At 60.2% G+C, this 16005-nt stretch carries 14 protein-coding genes; 3 read left to right on the top strand and 11 right to left on the bottom strand.

The genetic code is table 11. From position 1 onward, the window contains the following. Position 1: 1 nt before the first annotated feature. Positions 2–1048 (top strand): glycerophosphodiester phosphodiesterase family protein, encoded by a 1047-nt coding sequence (locus B3527_RS08580; protein ID WP_290478945.1) that lies wholly within the window; start codon positions 2–4, stop codon positions 1046–1048. Positions 1049–1356: 308 nt separating this feature from the next. After that, positions 1357–1800 carry a hypothetical protein gene (locus B3527_RS08575; protein WP_206992713.1) on the top strand — a complete coding sequence of 148 codons (444 nt, stop codon included), beginning with the start codon at positions 1357–1359 and terminating at the stop codon, positions 1798–1800. 21 nt (positions 1801–1821) lie between these two features. Here the strand turns inward: B3527_RS08575 and B3527_RS08570 are convergent, their stop codons facing one another. From B3527_RS08570 to B3527_RS08525, 10 genes are all read right to left on the bottom strand, one after another. Next, positions 1822–2028 carry a DUF3126 family protein gene (locus tag B3527_RS08570; RefSeq protein ID WP_206992712.1) on the bottom strand — a complete coding sequence of 69 codons (207 nt, stop codon included), beginning with the start codon at positions 2026–2028 and terminating at the stop codon, positions 1822–1824. 79 nt (positions 2029–2107) lie between these two features. Next, the gene (locus B3527_RS08565) at positions 2108–3484 is read right to left on the bottom strand and encodes a hypothetical protein (protein WP_206992711.1); all 1377 of its coding nucleotides are present in this window, start codon (positions 3482–3484) and stop codon (positions 2108–2110) included. Continuing rightward, positions 3481–3888, bottom strand: coding sequence for a hypothetical protein (locus B3527_RS08560; RefSeq protein ID WP_206992710.1), 408 nt, complete (start codon positions 3886–3888; stop codon positions 3481–3483). Before B3527_RS08560 ends, B3527_RS08565 begins: the two co-directional genes overlap by 4 nt. 3 nt (positions 3889–3891) lie before the next feature. Beyond that, positions 3892–5622, bottom strand: a complete 1731-nt coding sequence (locus B3527_RS08555; RefSeq protein ID WP_290478946.1) for an SUMF1/EgtB/PvdO family nonheme iron enzyme — start codon at positions 5620–5622, stop codon at positions 3892–3894. A gap of 115 nt (positions 5623–5737) precedes the next feature. Further along, positions 5738–7495 carry a hypothetical protein gene (locus B3527_RS08550; protein ID WP_290478947.1) on the bottom strand — a complete coding sequence of 586 codons (1758 nt, stop codon included), beginning with the start codon at positions 7493–7495 and terminating at the stop codon, positions 5738–5740. Positions 7496–7525: 30 nt separating this feature from the next. Continuing rightward, entirely contained in the window at positions 7526–8671 is a 1146-nt protein-coding gene (locus tag B3527_RS08545; protein ID WP_290478948.1) for an OmpA family protein, read from the bottom strand. 204 nt (positions 8672–8875) lie between these two features. Further along, a complete protein-coding gene (cysE, locus tag B3527_RS08540) occupies positions 8876–9688 on the bottom strand; it encodes a serine O-acetyltransferase (protein ID WP_206992706.1) in 813 nt (270 codons plus the stop codon). A 70-nt stretch (positions 9689–9758) separates the two neighbouring features. Continuing rightward, positions 9759–12878, bottom strand: a complete 3120-nt coding sequence (locus B3527_RS08535; RefSeq protein WP_290478949.1) for an efflux RND transporter permease subunit — start codon at positions 12876–12878, stop codon at positions 9759–9761. Positions 12879–12883: 5 nt separating this feature from the next. After that, positions 12884–14068 carry an efflux RND transporter periplasmic adaptor subunit gene (locus tag B3527_RS08530; RefSeq protein ID WP_290478950.1) on the bottom strand — a complete coding sequence of 395 codons (1185 nt, stop codon included), beginning with the start codon at positions 14066–14068 and terminating at the stop codon, positions 12884–12886. After that, on the bottom strand, positions 14065–14775 hold the full coding sequence (locus tag B3527_RS08525) for a TetR/AcrR family transcriptional regulator (protein WP_206992703.1): 711 nt from the start codon (positions 14773–14775) through the stop codon (positions 14065–14067). The genes B3527_RS08530 and B3527_RS08525 overlap by 4 nt, the downstream gene beginning before the upstream one ends. Before the next feature lie 177 nt (positions 14776–14952). Between B3527_RS08525 and B3527_RS08520 the strand changes: the two genes are divergently transcribed. Then, entirely contained in the window at positions 14953–15540 is a 588-nt protein-coding gene (locus B3527_RS08520) for a nitroreductase family protein (protein WP_242517504.1), read from the top strand. On the opposite strand, the gene queF is transcribed toward B3527_RS08520, so the two are convergent. Then, complete coding sequence (queF, locus tag B3527_RS08515; protein ID WP_290478951.1) at positions 15537–16004, bottom strand: preQ(1) synthase; 468 nt, start codon at positions 16002–16004, stop codon at positions 15537–15539. The two genes, B3527_RS08520 and queF, sit on opposite strands and share 4 nt — an antisense overlap. Position 16005: the final 1 nt, after the last annotated feature.

Below are 16005 nucleotides of genomic sequence, written 5' to 3'. Positions count from 1 at the left end.
CATGAGAAAATACCTGATCCTTGCCAGCCTGTTTCTGGCCGCCTGCAACCAGGCGGCAGATACGGTAGCGCCTGCCGGATCTCCGGCGGAGACAGACACAAATGGCGCCGCAGAGACTGAAGCGTCCGCTGCTTACAAGACGCTCGACGGTACGCCGCCAATCATTATTGCGCATCGCGGGGCCAGCGGCCTCTATCCCGAACACACGCTGAAAGCCTATCAAACAGCCATTGATCAGGGAGCTGACTTCATAGAGCCGGACCTGGTGATGACAAAGGACGGCGTGCTTGTTGCCAATCATGATGGGTATCTGTCTGACACGACAAATGTCTCCGAGCATGCGGAATTTGCCGATCGCAAAACCGTTCGCAAGACTCCGATGGGGGATCTTGATGACTGGTGGTCGGATGATTTCACACTGGCAGAACTGAAAACGCTGAAAGCCATCCAGCGCGTCGAAGGCCGCTCGCATGAGCATGACGGCCAGTATGACATCGCGACCTTTGACGAAATCATTGATCTGGTTCTCGAAAATGCTGAAGCAGGCCGCCCGGTCGGCCTGCACATCGAAGCCAAATGGCCCGCGAACTTCTCCGCTGCCGGGCTCGACATGGTCGACCCAATCCTCAACACGATCAGGGAACGCGGCCTGGTCGAAGCAGGCATTCCGATCTTCATACAATGCTTCGAGCCGACCTTCCTCGCCCAAGTCGCTGCCAAGAGTGACCTGCCTTTGATCCAGAACCTTGTCGGCCCGCCCTATGCCGCACTGCTGGGCCTCGACATGAAGCTGGAAGATATCCCCACAATGGGCGTCGGCGCTCACAAGGCGATGATTCTCACGCCGGAGGGCGGCACGACCGATTATGTCGCCCGTGCCCATGAACTCGGTAAAATCGTGCACGTCTACACCGTCCGCGACGATGAGCCCGCTGAAGGCTTCGACTCTGCGGAACAGGAACTGAAAGTCCTGATCGAGGCGGGTGTTGACGGCATCTGGACTGACTATCCCGAGACGGCAATCAATGTTCGCGACGAGGCTGAGTAGTCGCTGAAGAAACAAGCACGGCAGAAGCCGGGCCTACTCCCTGACGGGGCTGGCGATCCAGAAGGGTCGTCAGCCTCCGCCTACGGATAAGTACGCACTTGCCAGATTCCGCAAGATTCGGTATCCCGTCCGCATGCACAAGACCGCGACACGCTTCCAACAGCAGATTCAGCTTTCCAAGCTGGCGCATGCTTGTGCCTGGCGAATGCCCTGCTGACGACCTATCGTTACAGGGTGATCGACCGACAAGCCCCGCCACCCGGCGGGGCTTTCGTTTGGGTCCCGCCAAACTTTGAAGGAACTGGACCATGAGTTTTGAAACCGATGCCCATATCAAGGCGCTGACCAAGGCGTTCCGCGCCTGCACGCTGCCCAAGGAAAGATGGACCCACGCCGCCCATTGGGCCGGCGCGCTCTGCCTGCTGTCCGAGGATGAACACGCCGCTTTCCGTGACATGCCGGGAATGATCCGCGCCTTCAACGAATCTGTCGGCGGCCAGAACACCGACTGTGAAGGCTATCACGAGACCATTACCATCGCCTCACTGCGCGTGGCGGCCCATGCCCTGACGAGCGCGCCCGACGGCATGCCCCTGCATGAAATCCTGTCGCGCCTTCTGGCCGGTCCCTATGGAAAGCCCGACTGGCTGCTGGAATACTGGCGAAAGGATACGTTGTTCAACAAAAAGGCCCGGCGCGAATGGATCGAGCCGGACCTCAAGGATTTGCCATTCCCAAAGGCACCCGCATAGCGCGGGTGCCGTCAGGGGCATTTATTTGATGTCTTCTTCCAGCACCGTCATCTGGAACTGGTAAGAGGTCTCGCCCTCGTCCACATCCTTGTAAACAACGGCCAGAAATTCGGCGCCGAGATAGCATTCGACGGAATCATCGGTCTTGTCGCGGGCGACCAGGCGCAGGCCCGGATGCAGTTTTTCCTTGAGATAGGCTTCAAGGCGCAGCGTTTCTTCGCGCTCCATAATCGGGCTCCTTCAGGTCTTTCGGTTCGCGGCGCAACGTAGAGGTTTTCGATACGGTTGCAACCGCCATGCCTGTAAATCAGCTGCGCTCTGCTTCCAGCGCGCAATGGGCCGAAAGGCTTTCCAGCACAGTCTCAAACCGGCTCGGAAGCAAGCGCTGAAGTTCCGGCTTGTCGATCTGGTTGCACTCCATCAGGGACAGCACCATCGCGGTCTCATCCTGGATCATTTCCATATTTTCCAGAGCTTCCCGGCTCGCACCGGCCTGACGCAGGGCGATACCATTCTCGCGCGCAGCAATATGGCGAACCGTCAAATTCCAGGCGAGCGGAAGGATGTCGTCGATCCGCTTGGTATGGTCCAGCGCCGCAGGCCAATCCTCATCCAGAATGTGAATGAAACCGATATTCTCTTCAGTATAGGCAACGCCAACTTGTGTCGCGCCCCGCTCGGCCCGGATACGCGCGGCGATGCGAAGTTCCGACAAGGCTTCCTGCAGGGCTTCTTCATAGAGGCGCCCTTCCGGCAGCTGGCGTTGGGCAGCAAGGGCCACCAGAGTTGTCCCGACGCCGTGATGCGCCATCTGTTCCTGTTCCAGCGTGATGTCTTCAGGATCGGCCAGGATCAAATGCGCCGCCTCGCTGAAGGCCCGATAGGCCAGCAACGCATCCCCCCGCTTGCGCAGGCACTGGCCTTTCCAGAGCAGCAGCATCGGCTCATCCAGATCACGGGCACTCGCCTGGTTCACATAGTCCACAACGGTGGAGCAGCCACCATTCCAGACAAGGGACGCATCATTGGCATCGCGGTATTCCAGCATGGCGAGCCCCGCTGCCCCGATCGCCTGATCGGATAATTGCTCGGCATCCATGAGTTGCTGAAAGGCTGCGCGAACATCGCTCGACTCGACCTCGCCGCCCCAGTCGTTCAATGCCGCTTGCAGCAGCAGGTGCTCTTCATCCTTCAGCAGGCGAACTTCCCCATCATCGGCGCGCAGCACCATGCTGACCACTTGGGACGTCACATCATTCATCGTCTTCCCAAGCACATGGCTGCGCGCGATAGAGATGGCGCGGTCCTTGTAAGCCGCAATCTGGCGGGCAGATCCGGCCTGTTGGAGTTCGCGGGAAAGCTCGCCCTGACGACGGGCAGACTCATTCTCTTCGCGGATAGCCACCAGCTGAGCCTGCGTCGATTCCCGCTGGCGGCTGGCTTCCCCTGCCACAATGCGCAGGTTTATCTCGTTGAGGCGCGCTTGATAGGCATATTCGGATTTCAGCCCCTGTAGCGCCATATAGAAATAGATCACGCTGCCGACCGCGATCACCGCCGCCGTCACCAGCAGAACCGCCAGTGCCCGAATCAGGAAGCGAAAGGCTTTCTGCTCGCCTTGCAACTCACGAAGCAGGTCCAGTGACGTAACCGGAGTCTTGCCGATATCTGATTGCGGGCTCATGCTGGGCTCCTGTGAGCGAGAATGGGCGTGTCGGCTCCGTCCCAGACAGTTGGTCCGAATACGGGCTCCAGCAACAGACGAAGGCCGGTGTCTGCATCATCCTCCCGAATGAACGCCTCGGCGATCAGGAGTTTGATCCGCATCTGCCGTTTGCGCCACATGCGCAGCGCCGCGCCAATGGCGGTCGCCACGAAAAAATTGGACGCGCCGATCATGCGTTCCGGATTCTCCGCAAACAAATCCTCACCGAATGGCAGGGGATAATGCCCGAGCAGAGTGGAGATGAAGACACTGAAAGATACGAGTGCCATGAAGATCGCCCCGAGCAAGAGATAGCGGTTGAGCCGCGCCTCTGCCTTCAATTCAGCCCGGTGGTGGCTGATCAGGGGGCTGATCGTTTTCATCCGCTAGTCCCTGTCCCTCGCCACTCGGAAGCCGATCCCGTCATCGCGCCCAGTGTCCGGAAACCCGTCACGAAACGCTGAGCGCACGTAGGAGGGCACCTTCTCCCAACTGCCACCCCGTACCGCTCGGGTGCGGCATCCCGGTTCGTCATAAATGGTCGCCGTGCCGAACCGCCCCAGATACGACCGCACGCTGCAATCGGCGATCCATTCGGCGACATTGCCATGCATCTCGTGCAGGCCGAAAGCATTCGGGGGATAATAGCCCGCAGGCATCGGACGGCGTGGCCATGTGCCTTTGGGGCTGCCATTATAGACCCGTGATGCGTTGAAATTTGCTTGTGAGTCGCTGAGCGTCTCGCCGGTATGGAAAGGCGTGGTTGTGCCCGCCCGCGCCGCATATTCCCACTCGGCCTCGCTCAACAGGCGATAAGGCTCGCCCTCCACGCGAGTGTTCAGCCAGTCGATATAGGCCATCGCCTCAACCCAGGTGATATTGATCACCGGGATTGCTGGTTGCTGCCACTGATCGCTGCGTGTTTCGTCGCTCGCTTCATTGCCAACGCACCCTCCGGCCGCGATGCACGTATTGATCTGCCCCCAGGTGATCTCGGTTGCGGAAGCCGCAAAGGGTTCAATCGTGGCGCGCCATTGCGGGCCTTCATTATCCTTGCGCTCTTTCTCTCCGTCAGGTGAGCCCATCAGGAATTCGCCACCCGGAATGGCCACCATTTCCGGGCAATCGGGGCAGTCCCGGAACTTGCGTTCGGAAATGTCCCCGCCCAGTGTGGCCGCATTGAAAGCCGCTGCGCGAAGCAGGCTGGAAACTTCCGTGAAGGCGGGCGTTGAAGCGCCGCCGCCTGTCTCTGCCGTGGCACCGCCTGCGCTACGCGCGGACGAGTTGCGCGCGCCATGCGGTGGCAGGCGGGGCGAGTTGCTGATCGGCGCCGGCTCGGGCGCTGCGCCGCCATCACATCCAGCAAAGCAGAAATCAGCGCCTGTAAGGCCGGAATTGTAGAAAGGAGTCTGCAGGCCGTTGGTGGACTGGTTCACGCGATCCGCGACACGTTTGAAAACCTGTTCAGCGATCAGATTCTGCTGACCAATTGTCTCGGCCAGCGCCAGAGCAAAGGTCGAATTTCCGCCCTCGCCATCATAGGCGACATAGCCGGGCGCCGTGGAATAGGAAATGAGCAGGCCGCGCGCAGGCTTCACCTCGGCCAGTCCGCCGGCAGCGCTGCGCGTTGCGCTGGGCAACGGATTGTCGCGACAGGCATCGAGAATGACGAAATTCACCGCATTGCCGGCATGCTCAACATAGCGCAGTGCATCCCCAAGACGTGGCGCCTGTCGCCATATGTCCTGCTCTGAACGGGCATTGGCGTCCACCGGAACAAGATAGTTCAGCCCCTGCGACTGCACGCCATGCCCGGCATAATAGATCAGGCCGACGGAGGCCGGTCCGCCAGCTTTGAGCCGCGCGCCATGACTGGCAAAGGCCTGCTCCATTTCTTCTTCAGTGCCATCCAGCACGAGATCGACGGAAAAGCCGACCTTGCCGAGCGTGTCCGCCATGAGCCGGGCGTCTCTTGACGGATTGGCGAGCTGCCACCCGGTCTGCTGGTAGCCTGAATTCCCTATGATCAGGGCGTATCGAGGGGGATCGCCGCTTTCGGCCAAGGCAAATGGGCCCAGTATCAGGCATAGGAAAGCTGTCAGTACGGTCCGAAGCATTGCGGGCGTCCCCTTCCGCTGGTCGCTACATCGTCCCCCGAGCGCGCAGTGTTAACTAACCCCAATTCCCGGTTTGAGAAAAGGGGTCAGCTGGACCGATTTGCCAAAAGCCGGATCAGGCCTTGCCGGGACGTTGGGCAGCTTCCGGCTGTACCGCCAGCAATTTTGCCTGTCCGACCCAGTCATCGCGCTGGATACGGCCCTTGAAATGCTCGAGCTTGTCATCGACCCACTTGATCTCGTCCGGGCCCCATTCGGCAATCTGCCAGAAATAGAACACGCCGATTTCATTGAGCAATTCGGCCAGCATCGGGCCAATCCCGTTGATGCGCTCAAGATCGTCATCCTGACCGAAAGCGGCGCTGACTAGCAAGTTCGCCTTGTCATCCGGCCGACGGGCCGCCGCGATGGGATCGACGCCTCGGCGAACCTCAACTGTGCGGACGGTTTCGGCTGCAGCCGGAGGAGGAGGGGGTGGAGGCGGCGGTGGTGGCGCAGCCGGAGGCATTTCGGCTTTGGGCGTGAAATGCGCCTGAGACAGCGGCACGCGCTGGCTATAGTCGATTTCGGTGCGCGAATAGGCCGTTTCCTGCAGGGTGCGCACCATATGGTGCATCGCGGCCATGCCATATTCGATGGAGGTCAACCGATCCTCGACGGCGCCCATGTTCAAGCGGGCCTCCATCTTGCGCAGCGAATTGGTGACGCTGGACAGGTCAGGATCCTGCAAGTTGAGGACAGATTCCTGAAGCGCAGCGAGACGACGTTCCAGCGGCGCAACATCGGGAAGCGACTGCATGTCGATGCGGAGCGCTGCCATCGACGATTCGAAGTTGGCGAGACGCGCCTGGATTGGCGTCAGGTCTACGGGCGTACGGTCCATCACCGACACATGGGCTTCGAGCGCCGCCAGTTTCGAATGCAGCGCTGCGGTGCCCCCCTCAAGATCGGCAAGTTTGTTATGGGTGATCCGCACATGGTCAGGTGCGCTCTTCATATCACGCTCGATCTGGCGAAGCGTTTCAGTAACCGGACCCAGGTCAACTTCGGTCTGGGACAGCTCACCAATGGCGGTTTCAAGACGGGCCAACCGGTCACGCAGGCTGTCGACATCCGGCACGCGCAGCGACGCGAGCGACGACGACAAGGTCTGCAGACGGATGGTCATGCTTTCGTTGTCTGCCTTGCGCTGGGCATCCAGCCCTTCCGCAAATTCGGCGAGGCGCGCCTCCATCTGGCCAAAATCACTGCGAATCGGCTCAAGATCCGTCATCGGCACGTCGAGATTTTCGAGTGCCAGTTCAAGCCGGGCAAGACCGCTATGGATCGGTCCCAGATCAACTTCCGGCACTTCAGGAAATGCCGGCATTTCCTGTGGCTCTGAATTGACCAGAACGTTCACATTGTCCTCGATCCTCGACAGGCGTGCCTCCAGGCTTTCGAGGTCAGTGTTCTTCAACTGCCCCACGGCCATGTCGAGATCCGCCAGCCGCGAAATGACGGGGTCAAAGCTGGACCCGCTATCGGTGAGCCGGGTCTCGATAGATTCAAGGCGGGAATTGATCGGAGATACGTCAGGGATGGGCAAAGCCGTCAGACGGTCGCCAAGACTGTGAATATTGGCGTGGAACTCATCTCGCGTGACAGGCGCGGGCAAACTCGAAAGCCGCTCCTCGATAGCCGCAAAATGCGCGAGCAGGTCATCGCGGGTCACACCTGACCGCATTTCCGAAAGCGCGCTGGTCTCCATCAGCTCTTCATAGCTCTCGGTGACATCCTCATAGCGATTGCGCATCCACCAATAGGCCAGCATTGCGCCCGCCAATGCGGCGAACAACATGAGCAGCAAGATCTGGATGAGAAGAAACCACATGATGTTTACTTTCGACGTATCAGGAGGAAATCATTCGGAAACACGGATCACCCGTATCTCTATTCGGCGGTTCAGGGCGCGACCCTGAGCGGTCGTGTTCGGCGCGACGGGGCTGGCATCGCCATAGCCGGTCGCGACCAGCCGGTTCTGCGGTACTCCCCGCGCGATCAGCGCGTTGCGGACTGCCTCGGCACGCGCCTGGCTCAACTGGCGGTTGGTTTCAGGCAGACCCGTGCTGTCCGTGTAGCCCGCAATGCGGAGCGAACCGGGACATGCTCGAACGGCTTCCGCCACATCATCCAGCAGACTGGCGCTTCCGGCTCCGATGACTGCGCTGGAGGATTGGAACTCGATCCGCGCATCACCCAACAGGTCGGACAGCGAGGACTCGCAGGAATCCACGGCCTCACGTGAAATGATATCGACCGCCCCGACTTCGCCCATGGGGACAGGTGCCAGCGCAATGTCGCGGACCGTCGCCGCATCTGCGGCAGGCAGTTCACAGCTGAGCGAGAAGCGGTTGGTATTGAAGCCCGACACACCGCGATCGCAACGCGAAACCGTGTCCACGCCGCGCAGGGCAATTTCGAGGAAGCCGTCGGGTGACGGGTCATTGGTGATAGACAAGCTGTCCTGCACGGACACGATGCGCGGCGGATCGATTTCCGTACGGGCCGCCGCGACTACCTGCTCCCGAACCGTATTGTTTGGCATGTCGCCGTCCAGCGTCAGCACTCCATTCGCGACCCGGAACGACCAGTTGATGCTGCTGGCGGAGGCCGTCTCGCCCAAACCAGCCCAGTCGAATCCGTCGCGCACGCGTGTGACGGGCCTTGCCATTCCGAGCAGGGTCGAAGCACGCGCCTCGCGCACCGCGGCGAGGGCTCCTTCGGCGGCCTGCCGACTTGGCGGGCGGCCTTCCAATGTCACCCACTGGCCGGACACACGCGGCCGGGCCCAGGCCGCATCAATATCAGCAAGTGCCTGAGCAGCAGCGCGTTCGGTTGAAAGCTGAATGACACCAAACGCAAATGGCCAGAGTGCAAACGCCATGAGCAAGCCCAGCGCGATAATTGGCGCGCCACCATACGGGACAAATGGCAGCCGGTCGCTCTGTGCCCGACGCACCTTGCGCGTGCGCAGAAGCCGGCCTTCGGTGCTGGTGTTCTCACTCAAACTGCCGCCCTCGATTCACATGCAATCAACGCCCCACCCGATACCGGGCATTGCGCTAAACATTATCTGAAACAGAGGCGTGCAACAACATTCCGATCCCGAAATGAAACGCTGGTAGAGACAATAAAGCTGCCAAAACTTGCTACAATTCAGCCGTGACGAGAGTTGTATTCACCGCGAACGCCTGTCAGGCGAAACTTGGGATTACTTGCCCATCTCGTCGGGAATCGTCTGGTCCATGGTCTGAGCCGGATGACAGCAGGACGGGCCGCTGACAATCCGGGCCGGAACGCCCGCAACGGTGCACTTGGCGGGCACATCTTTCAGCACGACACTGCCGGCCGCAACCTTGGCTTCGTCACCGATATGGATATTGCCCAGAACCTTGGCTCCGACCGAAAGCAGGACACCCTTGCCGATCTTCGGATGGCGGTCGCCGACTTCCTTGCCTGTACCGCCCAATGTCACACCGTGCAGGAGCGAACAGTCGTCGCCAACAATCGCTGTTTCACCAATCGTGATGCCGGACGCATGGTCCAGCATGACGCCGGTACCGATGCGGGCGGCGGGGTGAATGTCGACGCCGAACAGTTCCGAAGCGCGGCTCTGGAAATGGAAGGCCAGCGTTTCACGGCCTTCGCGCCAAAGATGATTGGCGACGCGATAGGTCTGAAGCGCGAGGAACCCTTTGAAGTAGAGGAAGGGTTGAAGCATGCCCCGGCAAGCCGGATCACGCTCGAGAACGGCCTGCATGTCGGCTTCCGCCGCAGTCACCAGAGAGCGGTGTGTATCATAAGTATCACTAAGGATATGGCGCACCTGCTGGGTGCTCATGACCGGGCTCTTGAGCTTCTCAGCCAGATGAAATGACAGCGCCTGACACAGGGTCGAATGCGCCAGGATCGCGGAGTTCAGATAGCTCGACAGGGTCGGCTCATCCGCAGCAGCAGCGCGCGCTTCAAAACGCAGGCGGTTCCAGGCGGGCGCCGGGGCGCCGATATCCGGGTTCTCTGGCATGTCTCTTCCTTCCAGTCCCTGACTAAACGAGATGGGCGATTTTTGCCCGAGTGCAAGTGTTGGCAGCCAATTACTCAGCCGGCATTTCCGAGCGGTTAAACACATGACGCATCGCGGTGCGAACGGGTTTTGCTGTCGTGATGCGGAATATTGCGGGCGTGAAATACAGCGCCAGCAGCGCCGACCCACCAACTCCGCCTGAAATTCCCGCTGCCAGCGGCATCCAGAAAGAGTCCCCAGTCAGCAGGATCGGCACAAAACCACCCATGGTCGTCAGCGTCGTTGCCACGATGTGCCGGGTGGCATCCACGACCACTTCGCGCTGGGCAATCACATCGTCGGCCATCGCTGCGGGATTGGCTCTCAACAGGGACAAGACCACAATCGAGCCGTTGATCGCGATCCCGAACAAGCCAAGCCCGCCAATGATGGCGTTGAAACCAAATGGCAGATTGAACAGCCAGACGCCGAAGAAGGCGAAACCGAGCGACAAGAAACCGGAGGCAAGCACAAGCAGCATCATGCGGAACGAGTTGAACACAAGCATGATCGCGCCCGCCATCACCATGACAAGCGGCACACCTACGGCGGCAAGATTGCCAACCGCATCGCTGGAGTTTTCTGCCTCGCCACCGACGACGACTTCATACCCTGCTGGCACATGAAAGCCGGTTTCCGCGAAACGGGCCTGATAGTCTTCCAGCACCGGTGCCGGCAGTGTGTAGGGGTCCAGATAGGCCAGGATCTGATTCATCCGCTGGCCGTTCCGGCGCGTGATGACCGCTGTCTCCGGAACGAGCGTCACCTCGCCCAATGCGGAGATCGGTGTGCCTGAACCATTGCCAACCGTTGCCGAGCGCAAATCTGACATGCCGGACCGGCGCGACATCGGCGCGATGACTTTCACGGGCAATTCCTCGGTGCCTTCAAGGACCGATCCAGCCCGGACACCTTCGAGCTCTGCGCTAAGGTCTGCCGCAATATCAGTCAGGCGCTCGCCCGCCATTGCAGAGGCGGCTTCATCGGCCTGCAAGCGCATGGTCGGCGCGCCAAGCTCCAGCGAAGCCACGGTGTAGGTAACTCCGGGGGTTTGTCCGAGCACGGCGCGTGTCTGGTCCCCAATCATGTTCAACGTGTCAAAGTCATTCCCCATGATGCGGAACTCAATCGGCGCATCCGCAGGCGGGCCCTGTTCGAATGGCAGTGCCAGGAAACGGGCGCTCGGAAATTCTTCGCGCACCCTGCGCTGGACTTCTCCGACGATTTCATGCGTCCGCTCATTCGAATCCAGCTGGACCCAGCCAGACGCAAAGCCTTCAACGCCTTCAGTATTGTTGATGATATTGTAATAGACGCGCGGAGAGGGCTGGCCGAGCACCCATGTCACATCCTCGACCCCCTCGATGCCACTGATCATCTCGGTCGCGCGATGGACCAAATCAACCGTATCGTGGATGTCGGCCTCGGGCGAGAGTTGCAGCGACACTTGAAACTGGTCACGTTCCGTTTGCGGAAAGAATTGTGATGGCAATTGACCAACGAGCCAGAAGCCGAACACCGCAGGGGCGACACCGGCCAGAATACCAAGCGGCGGATAGCGCAGCACCATCTCAATAGAGGCGCGATAACCATCGGAAATGAAATCATTGGTGAAGCCGTCGCGCCACCATCGACGCGGCCGCTTTGCATGCCCCGTCTCCCAGCCCCGCTTGCGGTCAAACCAACCGGCCATGGCCGGGATGACGGTAATGGATACCACGAAGGAGGCTGTAATCGAGAACACGACTGACAGGCCGATCATGCCGACGAACTCTCCTGCCCCGCCGGGCAGCATGGCGATGGGCGCGAAAGCAAGCGCCGTTGTCAGGGTGGAGGCCGCGAGCGGTGCTGCCAGATGATTCAGGCTCTTGCGGATCGCTTCGAAACGGTTCTGCCCCTTGGCGCGCAACTGGTCGAATTCGTCCACCACAACGATCGCATTGTCGATCAACAGGCCAAGTGAAATGACAAGCCCCGTCACCGACATCTGGTGCAGCGGGTGACCAAAAAGGCTGAACAGGATCAGCACGAGGCTAACCGTCAACGGGATGGCCATGCCGACCACGATGGCCGAACGCCACCCCATCGTGACGAACAGGACGAGGACGACGATGAAGGCGGAAAACAACAGGCTCTGCGCAAGACCATTAAGGCGGTCATTGGTGTAGAGACTCTGGTCGAAGATTGTCTCGACCTTGAGTCCTGGCGGCGCGGATGCCGCAAAATTTTCAGATATCTCACGCGCACCTTCAGCCCATTTATCGACGCGCTGGCCGGGCGAAATATAGACGCCGACCATGACCGTGCGGAGATTGTTCTCATAGGCCTGCTGAGTGGACGGATCGGCAAAGCCCTTCTCAACCCGGGCCACATCGGCCACGCGAACAGCCGATCCGTCGGCACGTTGCAAGAGCGGAACCTGGCGAACACGGGATATGCCATCGAATTCACCCCCGACCTCAAAGCCGATCGTGCCGCCTTCACCGCGCAAGCGGCCCGCTGGTGTCTTGCTGTCAGCCGAGGCGATCAATGCCGCGGCCTGCCGGAAAGACAGGCCGGATGCCGAAAGCGCTTGTGGGTCGACGACAACGCGCACTTCCTCGACGGGCATGCCATAGGTTTCGGTTTCTTCTGTTCCGGGCAGGCGTTGAAACTGGTCTTCGAGATCAAGCGCGAGACGCCGCATGACAGTGAGCGGTGGATCTCCCTCGCCGGTCCATGTCAGGCCCACCACAAGCGTCGCGGCGCCGACATAGAGGCGTTCGACTTCGGGCGTGCCGACGCCTGAGGGGAACTGCGCACGGGCCTCCTCAACCTGCCCTCGGATCAGAGTCCAGGTATCATCGACTTCGGCTTCGGACAGGTCTTCCCGAATTTCGACCCGGACCTGCGAGAAGCCCGACCTGCTGGTCGAGGTTACATCTTCGATTTCGGGCAATTCCATCAGCGCCGCTTCAACCGGTTCTGTTATCAGCGCCTCGATCCGCTCAGCATCTGCGCCGGGGAATGGCGTCAGCACATAGCCATAGCGTTCAATCAGGGTCGGGTCTTCCTGACGCCCCAAAGTCAGCATCGCGCCCAGTCCGCCAATCAGGACTACGAGAATGGCAAGGATCGCCAGGCGCGGCAATTTGAAGAAGAGTGTCGACATCGGGTCTAGCCACCATTCACGGTGGAGGCGCGGTGAACATCCCGCGGCTCAACCGGCAAGCCAGGCACAATACGCTGCAGGCCATTGGTGATGACGCGCTCGCCATCCGTCACCGCGCCGCGCACGAAAGCGCGGTCACCATCAGTATGCACCATTTCGACCGGGCGCGTTGCAACCTGCCAGCCTGAGCCGACCGGCTCCGCCACATAGATAGTCCAGAGGCCGCGAGAGGCCGTCGACAATGCTTTCACCGGAACCCAGAAGCCCGGCTCGTCTATATCCCGCTCCATGGTCAGACGGACCACAGCGCCGGAAGCGACGATTTCGGCATCATTGATCTCGAACACAGCTGCGACCGTGCGCTGCGCCGGGTCGATCACGCCGGTCACGCTACGCAAGACGGCCTCAACCGCCCCTGTATCGGCCTGCAAAGTATACGCATCTCCAGGTATCAGACGCGCCGCGCTGTTGGCGGGTAGCCCGATGCGCGCTTCAAGATGCGCCGCTTCGACCAAGTCCAGAATCGGCTGGCCCGCGCCGGCAATCGCGCCTTCATCCGACCTGCGCGCCGTGACTACGCCATCGAACGGCGCCGGGATGCGGGACAGGTCAATCTGGACACGGAAAATATCGGCTTGCGCCTTGGCCGCTTCGACTCGGGCCAGCGCAGTATTCGCCTGGGCTTCGGCTTCATCGACCGCCTGCTGGGATACATGGCCTTGCATCTTGAGGGTACGTTGTCGCTCGACCGTGCTCAGAGCGAGAGAGTGCGCAGCGCGCGCCTCTTCGACCACAGCGGTGGCAGACGCGAGCTGGGCGCGCAGGCCGCGCGTGTCGAGGCTTGCCAGAATGCTGCCCCGCTTGACGCGGTCGCCCACATCAACGGCAATGGTCTCGATACGGCCACCAGTGGAAAAGCCCAGCGCAGAATTGCGTCGCGCTTCGGCAAGGCCGGAATAGGTTTCGTTCAGCGTGAAGGCCGTGGTCAACTCGACTGGCGCGACCTGCACCGCCATTGGCTCAGGCGCGACCGTAGCCACTTTGGGCCCCTCCTTGCTGCGCAACTGCGTCGCAGCCAGCACAAGGCCGCCGCAAACGAGCAACAGGATAATGAAGAAGAACAGCCCCTTCAGGGCCGTCGGCCGTTTGTCACGTGCGGTATCTCCGGCGGTGTGATCAATGTCGGTCATGGGTTTTGTCCTGACAGGCGGCCACTTCCAGTCCCGGCAGCAGGCTTTAGCAGCCCACGGATCTGAAGATCGGCATGGAATTCAATGAAGTCTGTTGCGGTCATCGGCTGTTGGTTCGGGACGAGCTGATGGAATTGCGGCATGTGGATGAGCAATTGCGCGAGCCCGTGAGAGGCGGCCCAGATTGATTTGGCCGCCATGACGGGATCAAGCGAGGGATCAAAAACCTCAAGCTCCTGCCCTTCAGTGACCATACTGATCAGCACACCAAAGGCCTGTCCTTTCTGAGACGCCACAAATCCGTCCCAGGATAATGGTGCGGCACAGCCTTCCGGGACGGTGCTCTGGATACTGGAAAAGGCTGCGGCGTAGTGGAAGGGGCGAGTTACTGCCGTCTCCACATAAGTTGCCACGCACGCCTTGGCGCGTTGCAGGAAAGGACGGTCTGCACTGGAGCTGCGATCAACCTTCTGAAGGAGCCGCTCGAAAAACGCCTCCTTCAACTCATCAATCAATTCGTCCTTCGAGCCGAAATACTTGTAGATTGCGGAGGGTGAGTAATCGATCTCATCGGCGAGCCGTCGAATTGACAAGCCGTTTTCGCCTTCCCTGGCGAAAACGCGCTCTGCAGCGGAAATAATCGATTCCCGCACGCGCAAGCGACGACGATCGGCTGGCGTCGCTTCGGAAGCGTTATCTGTCTGCATATGGCACATTACTCGCGCAAACCGTTCAGAAAGTGAACACTGTTCACTCTTGTACGCCTCCCCACGCAAATGCTCAAGCCTGCAATCGTTAAAGACCGCCTTTAAGAACGAGTCTCACCCTCCTATGTTGCCGCAATGACAAAGCGATTCCCTCCCGCCCCAGCCATTGCGACACCCATGCTGGCAACACGTCCAAGCGCCGAGGCGCGGCAGCTGCTCGCCTTGCGGCGCTCTGCCGGAAAACATTTCATTGGTGAGCCGGGGCCGTCTCCTGAGGCGCTGGATGAATTGCTCGAAATTGCCGCGCGGGTACCAGACCACCGCCGGATGACCCCTTGGCGGTTCATCGTATTTGAAGGAAAATCCCGCGAAGATTTCGGACAGGAGCTGGCGCGCATTCGGGGGGAAACGCTTGAAGGCGCTGAATCCCGGGATTTGCTGGAAGCCGCCGGTCTTTTTCTGCGCGCGCCCGTGGTTGTCGCAGTGATATCTGCTCCAACGGATGACGGTCGCACGCCCGTCTGGGAACAGGAACTCTCCGCCGGAGCGGTTTGCTACAATCTGCTGCTCGCTGCGAATGCGAGCGGATGGGCCGGGGCCTGGCTAAGCGAATGGCCAGCCTTCGATAAGCAGGTTGCGGGACGTCTTGGCCTGTCCGAGACCGAACGGGTCGCCGGCTTCATCTATCTCGGAACCTCAAAAATATCCCCACCAGAACGCGGACGGGCGGATATGTCCAAACTCGTGACCCGCTGGACGCGCTAACCGCGACCACGATAGGACGCAACGCCTGTATCCGGAACGTGAAGTCCGGCAGGCACCTCGCCGGACTGCCAGAACACGTCGATCGGGATGCCACCGCGCGGGTACCAGTATCCCGAAATACGCAACCAGGTCGCTTCCGTGAAATCGAAGATCTTCTTGCCGATGGAGACGGTGCAATCCTCATGGAAAGCGCCATGATTGCGGAAACTGGTAAGGTAGAGCTTCAGGCTCTTGGATTCCACCAGCCATTCGCCGGGCGCATAGTCGATTACAAGATGTGCGAAATCCGGCTGACCTGTCACCGGGCAAAGCGAGGTGAATTCGGGGGCCACGAAACGTGTCAGATAGAGCGTGCCAGCATGCGGGTTGGGCACGCGCTCCAGCTGGGCATCTTCCGGGTTTTGCGGTTGGTGGGTCTGCTGGCCGAGTTGGTCCAGGCCCTGATAGATCGGATTGTCAGCCATA

It is taken from the genome of Hyphomonas sp. UBA4505, assembly GCF_002388685.1.
Lineage (GTDB): Bacteria > Pseudomonadota > Alphaproteobacteria > Caulobacterales > Hyphomonadaceae > Hyphomonas.
The sequence above is the reverse complement of the archived record's forward strand: the minus strand, read 5'-3'. Positions and strand labels throughout refer to the sequence as shown.

Excerpts from the sequence above, each read along its gene's own strand:
- queF (WP_290478951.1), bottom strand. The coding sequence starts at position 16,004 with ATGGCTGACAATCCGATCTATCAGGGCCTGGACCAACTCGGCCAGCAG.
- B3527_RS08575 (WP_206992713.1), top strand. The coding sequence starts at position 1,357 with ATGAGTTTTGAAACCGATGCCCATATCAAGGCGCTGACCAAGGCGTTC.
- B3527_RS08520 (WP_242517504.1), top strand. The coding sequence starts at position 14,953 with ATGCTGGCAACACGTCCAAGCGCCGAGGCGCGGCAGCTGCTCGCCTTG.
- B3527_RS08550 (WP_290478947.1), bottom strand. The coding sequence starts at position 7,495 with ATGTGGTTTCTTCTCATCCAGATCTTGCTGCTCATGTTGTTCGCCGCA.
- B3527_RS08535 (WP_290478949.1), bottom strand. The coding sequence starts at position 12,878 with ATGTCGACACTCTTCTTCAAATTGCCGCGCCTGGCGATCCTTGCCATT.
- cysE (WP_206992706.1), bottom strand. The coding sequence starts at position 9,688 with ATGCCAGAGAACCCGGATATCGGCGCCCCGGCGCCCGCCTGGAACCGC.
- B3527_RS08525 (WP_206992703.1), bottom strand. The coding sequence starts at position 14,775 with ATGCAGACAGATAACGCTTCCGAAGCGACGCCAGCCGATCGTCGTCGC.
- B3527_RS08565 (WP_206992711.1), bottom strand. The coding sequence starts at position 3,484 with ATGAGCCCGCAATCAGATATCGGCAAGACTCCGGTTACGTCACTGGAC.
- B3527_RS08570 (WP_206992712.1), bottom strand. The coding sequence starts at position 2,028 with ATGGAGCGCGAAGAAACGCTGCGCCTTGAAGCCTATCTCAAGGAAAAA.
- B3527_RS08560 (WP_206992710.1), bottom strand. The coding sequence starts at position 3,888 with ATGAAAACGATCAGCCCCCTGATCAGCCACCACCGGGCTGAATTGAAG.
- B3527_RS08580 (WP_290478945.1), top strand. The coding sequence starts at position 2 with ATGAGAAAATACCTGATCCTTGCCAGCCTGTTTCTGGCCGCCTGCAAC.
- B3527_RS08530 (WP_290478950.1), bottom strand. The coding sequence starts at position 14,068 with ATGACCGACATTGATCACACCGCCGGAGATACCGCACGTGACAAACGG.
- B3527_RS08555 (WP_290478946.1), bottom strand. The coding sequence starts at position 5,622 with ATGCTTCGGACCGTACTGACAGCTTTCCTATGCCTGATACTGGGCCCA.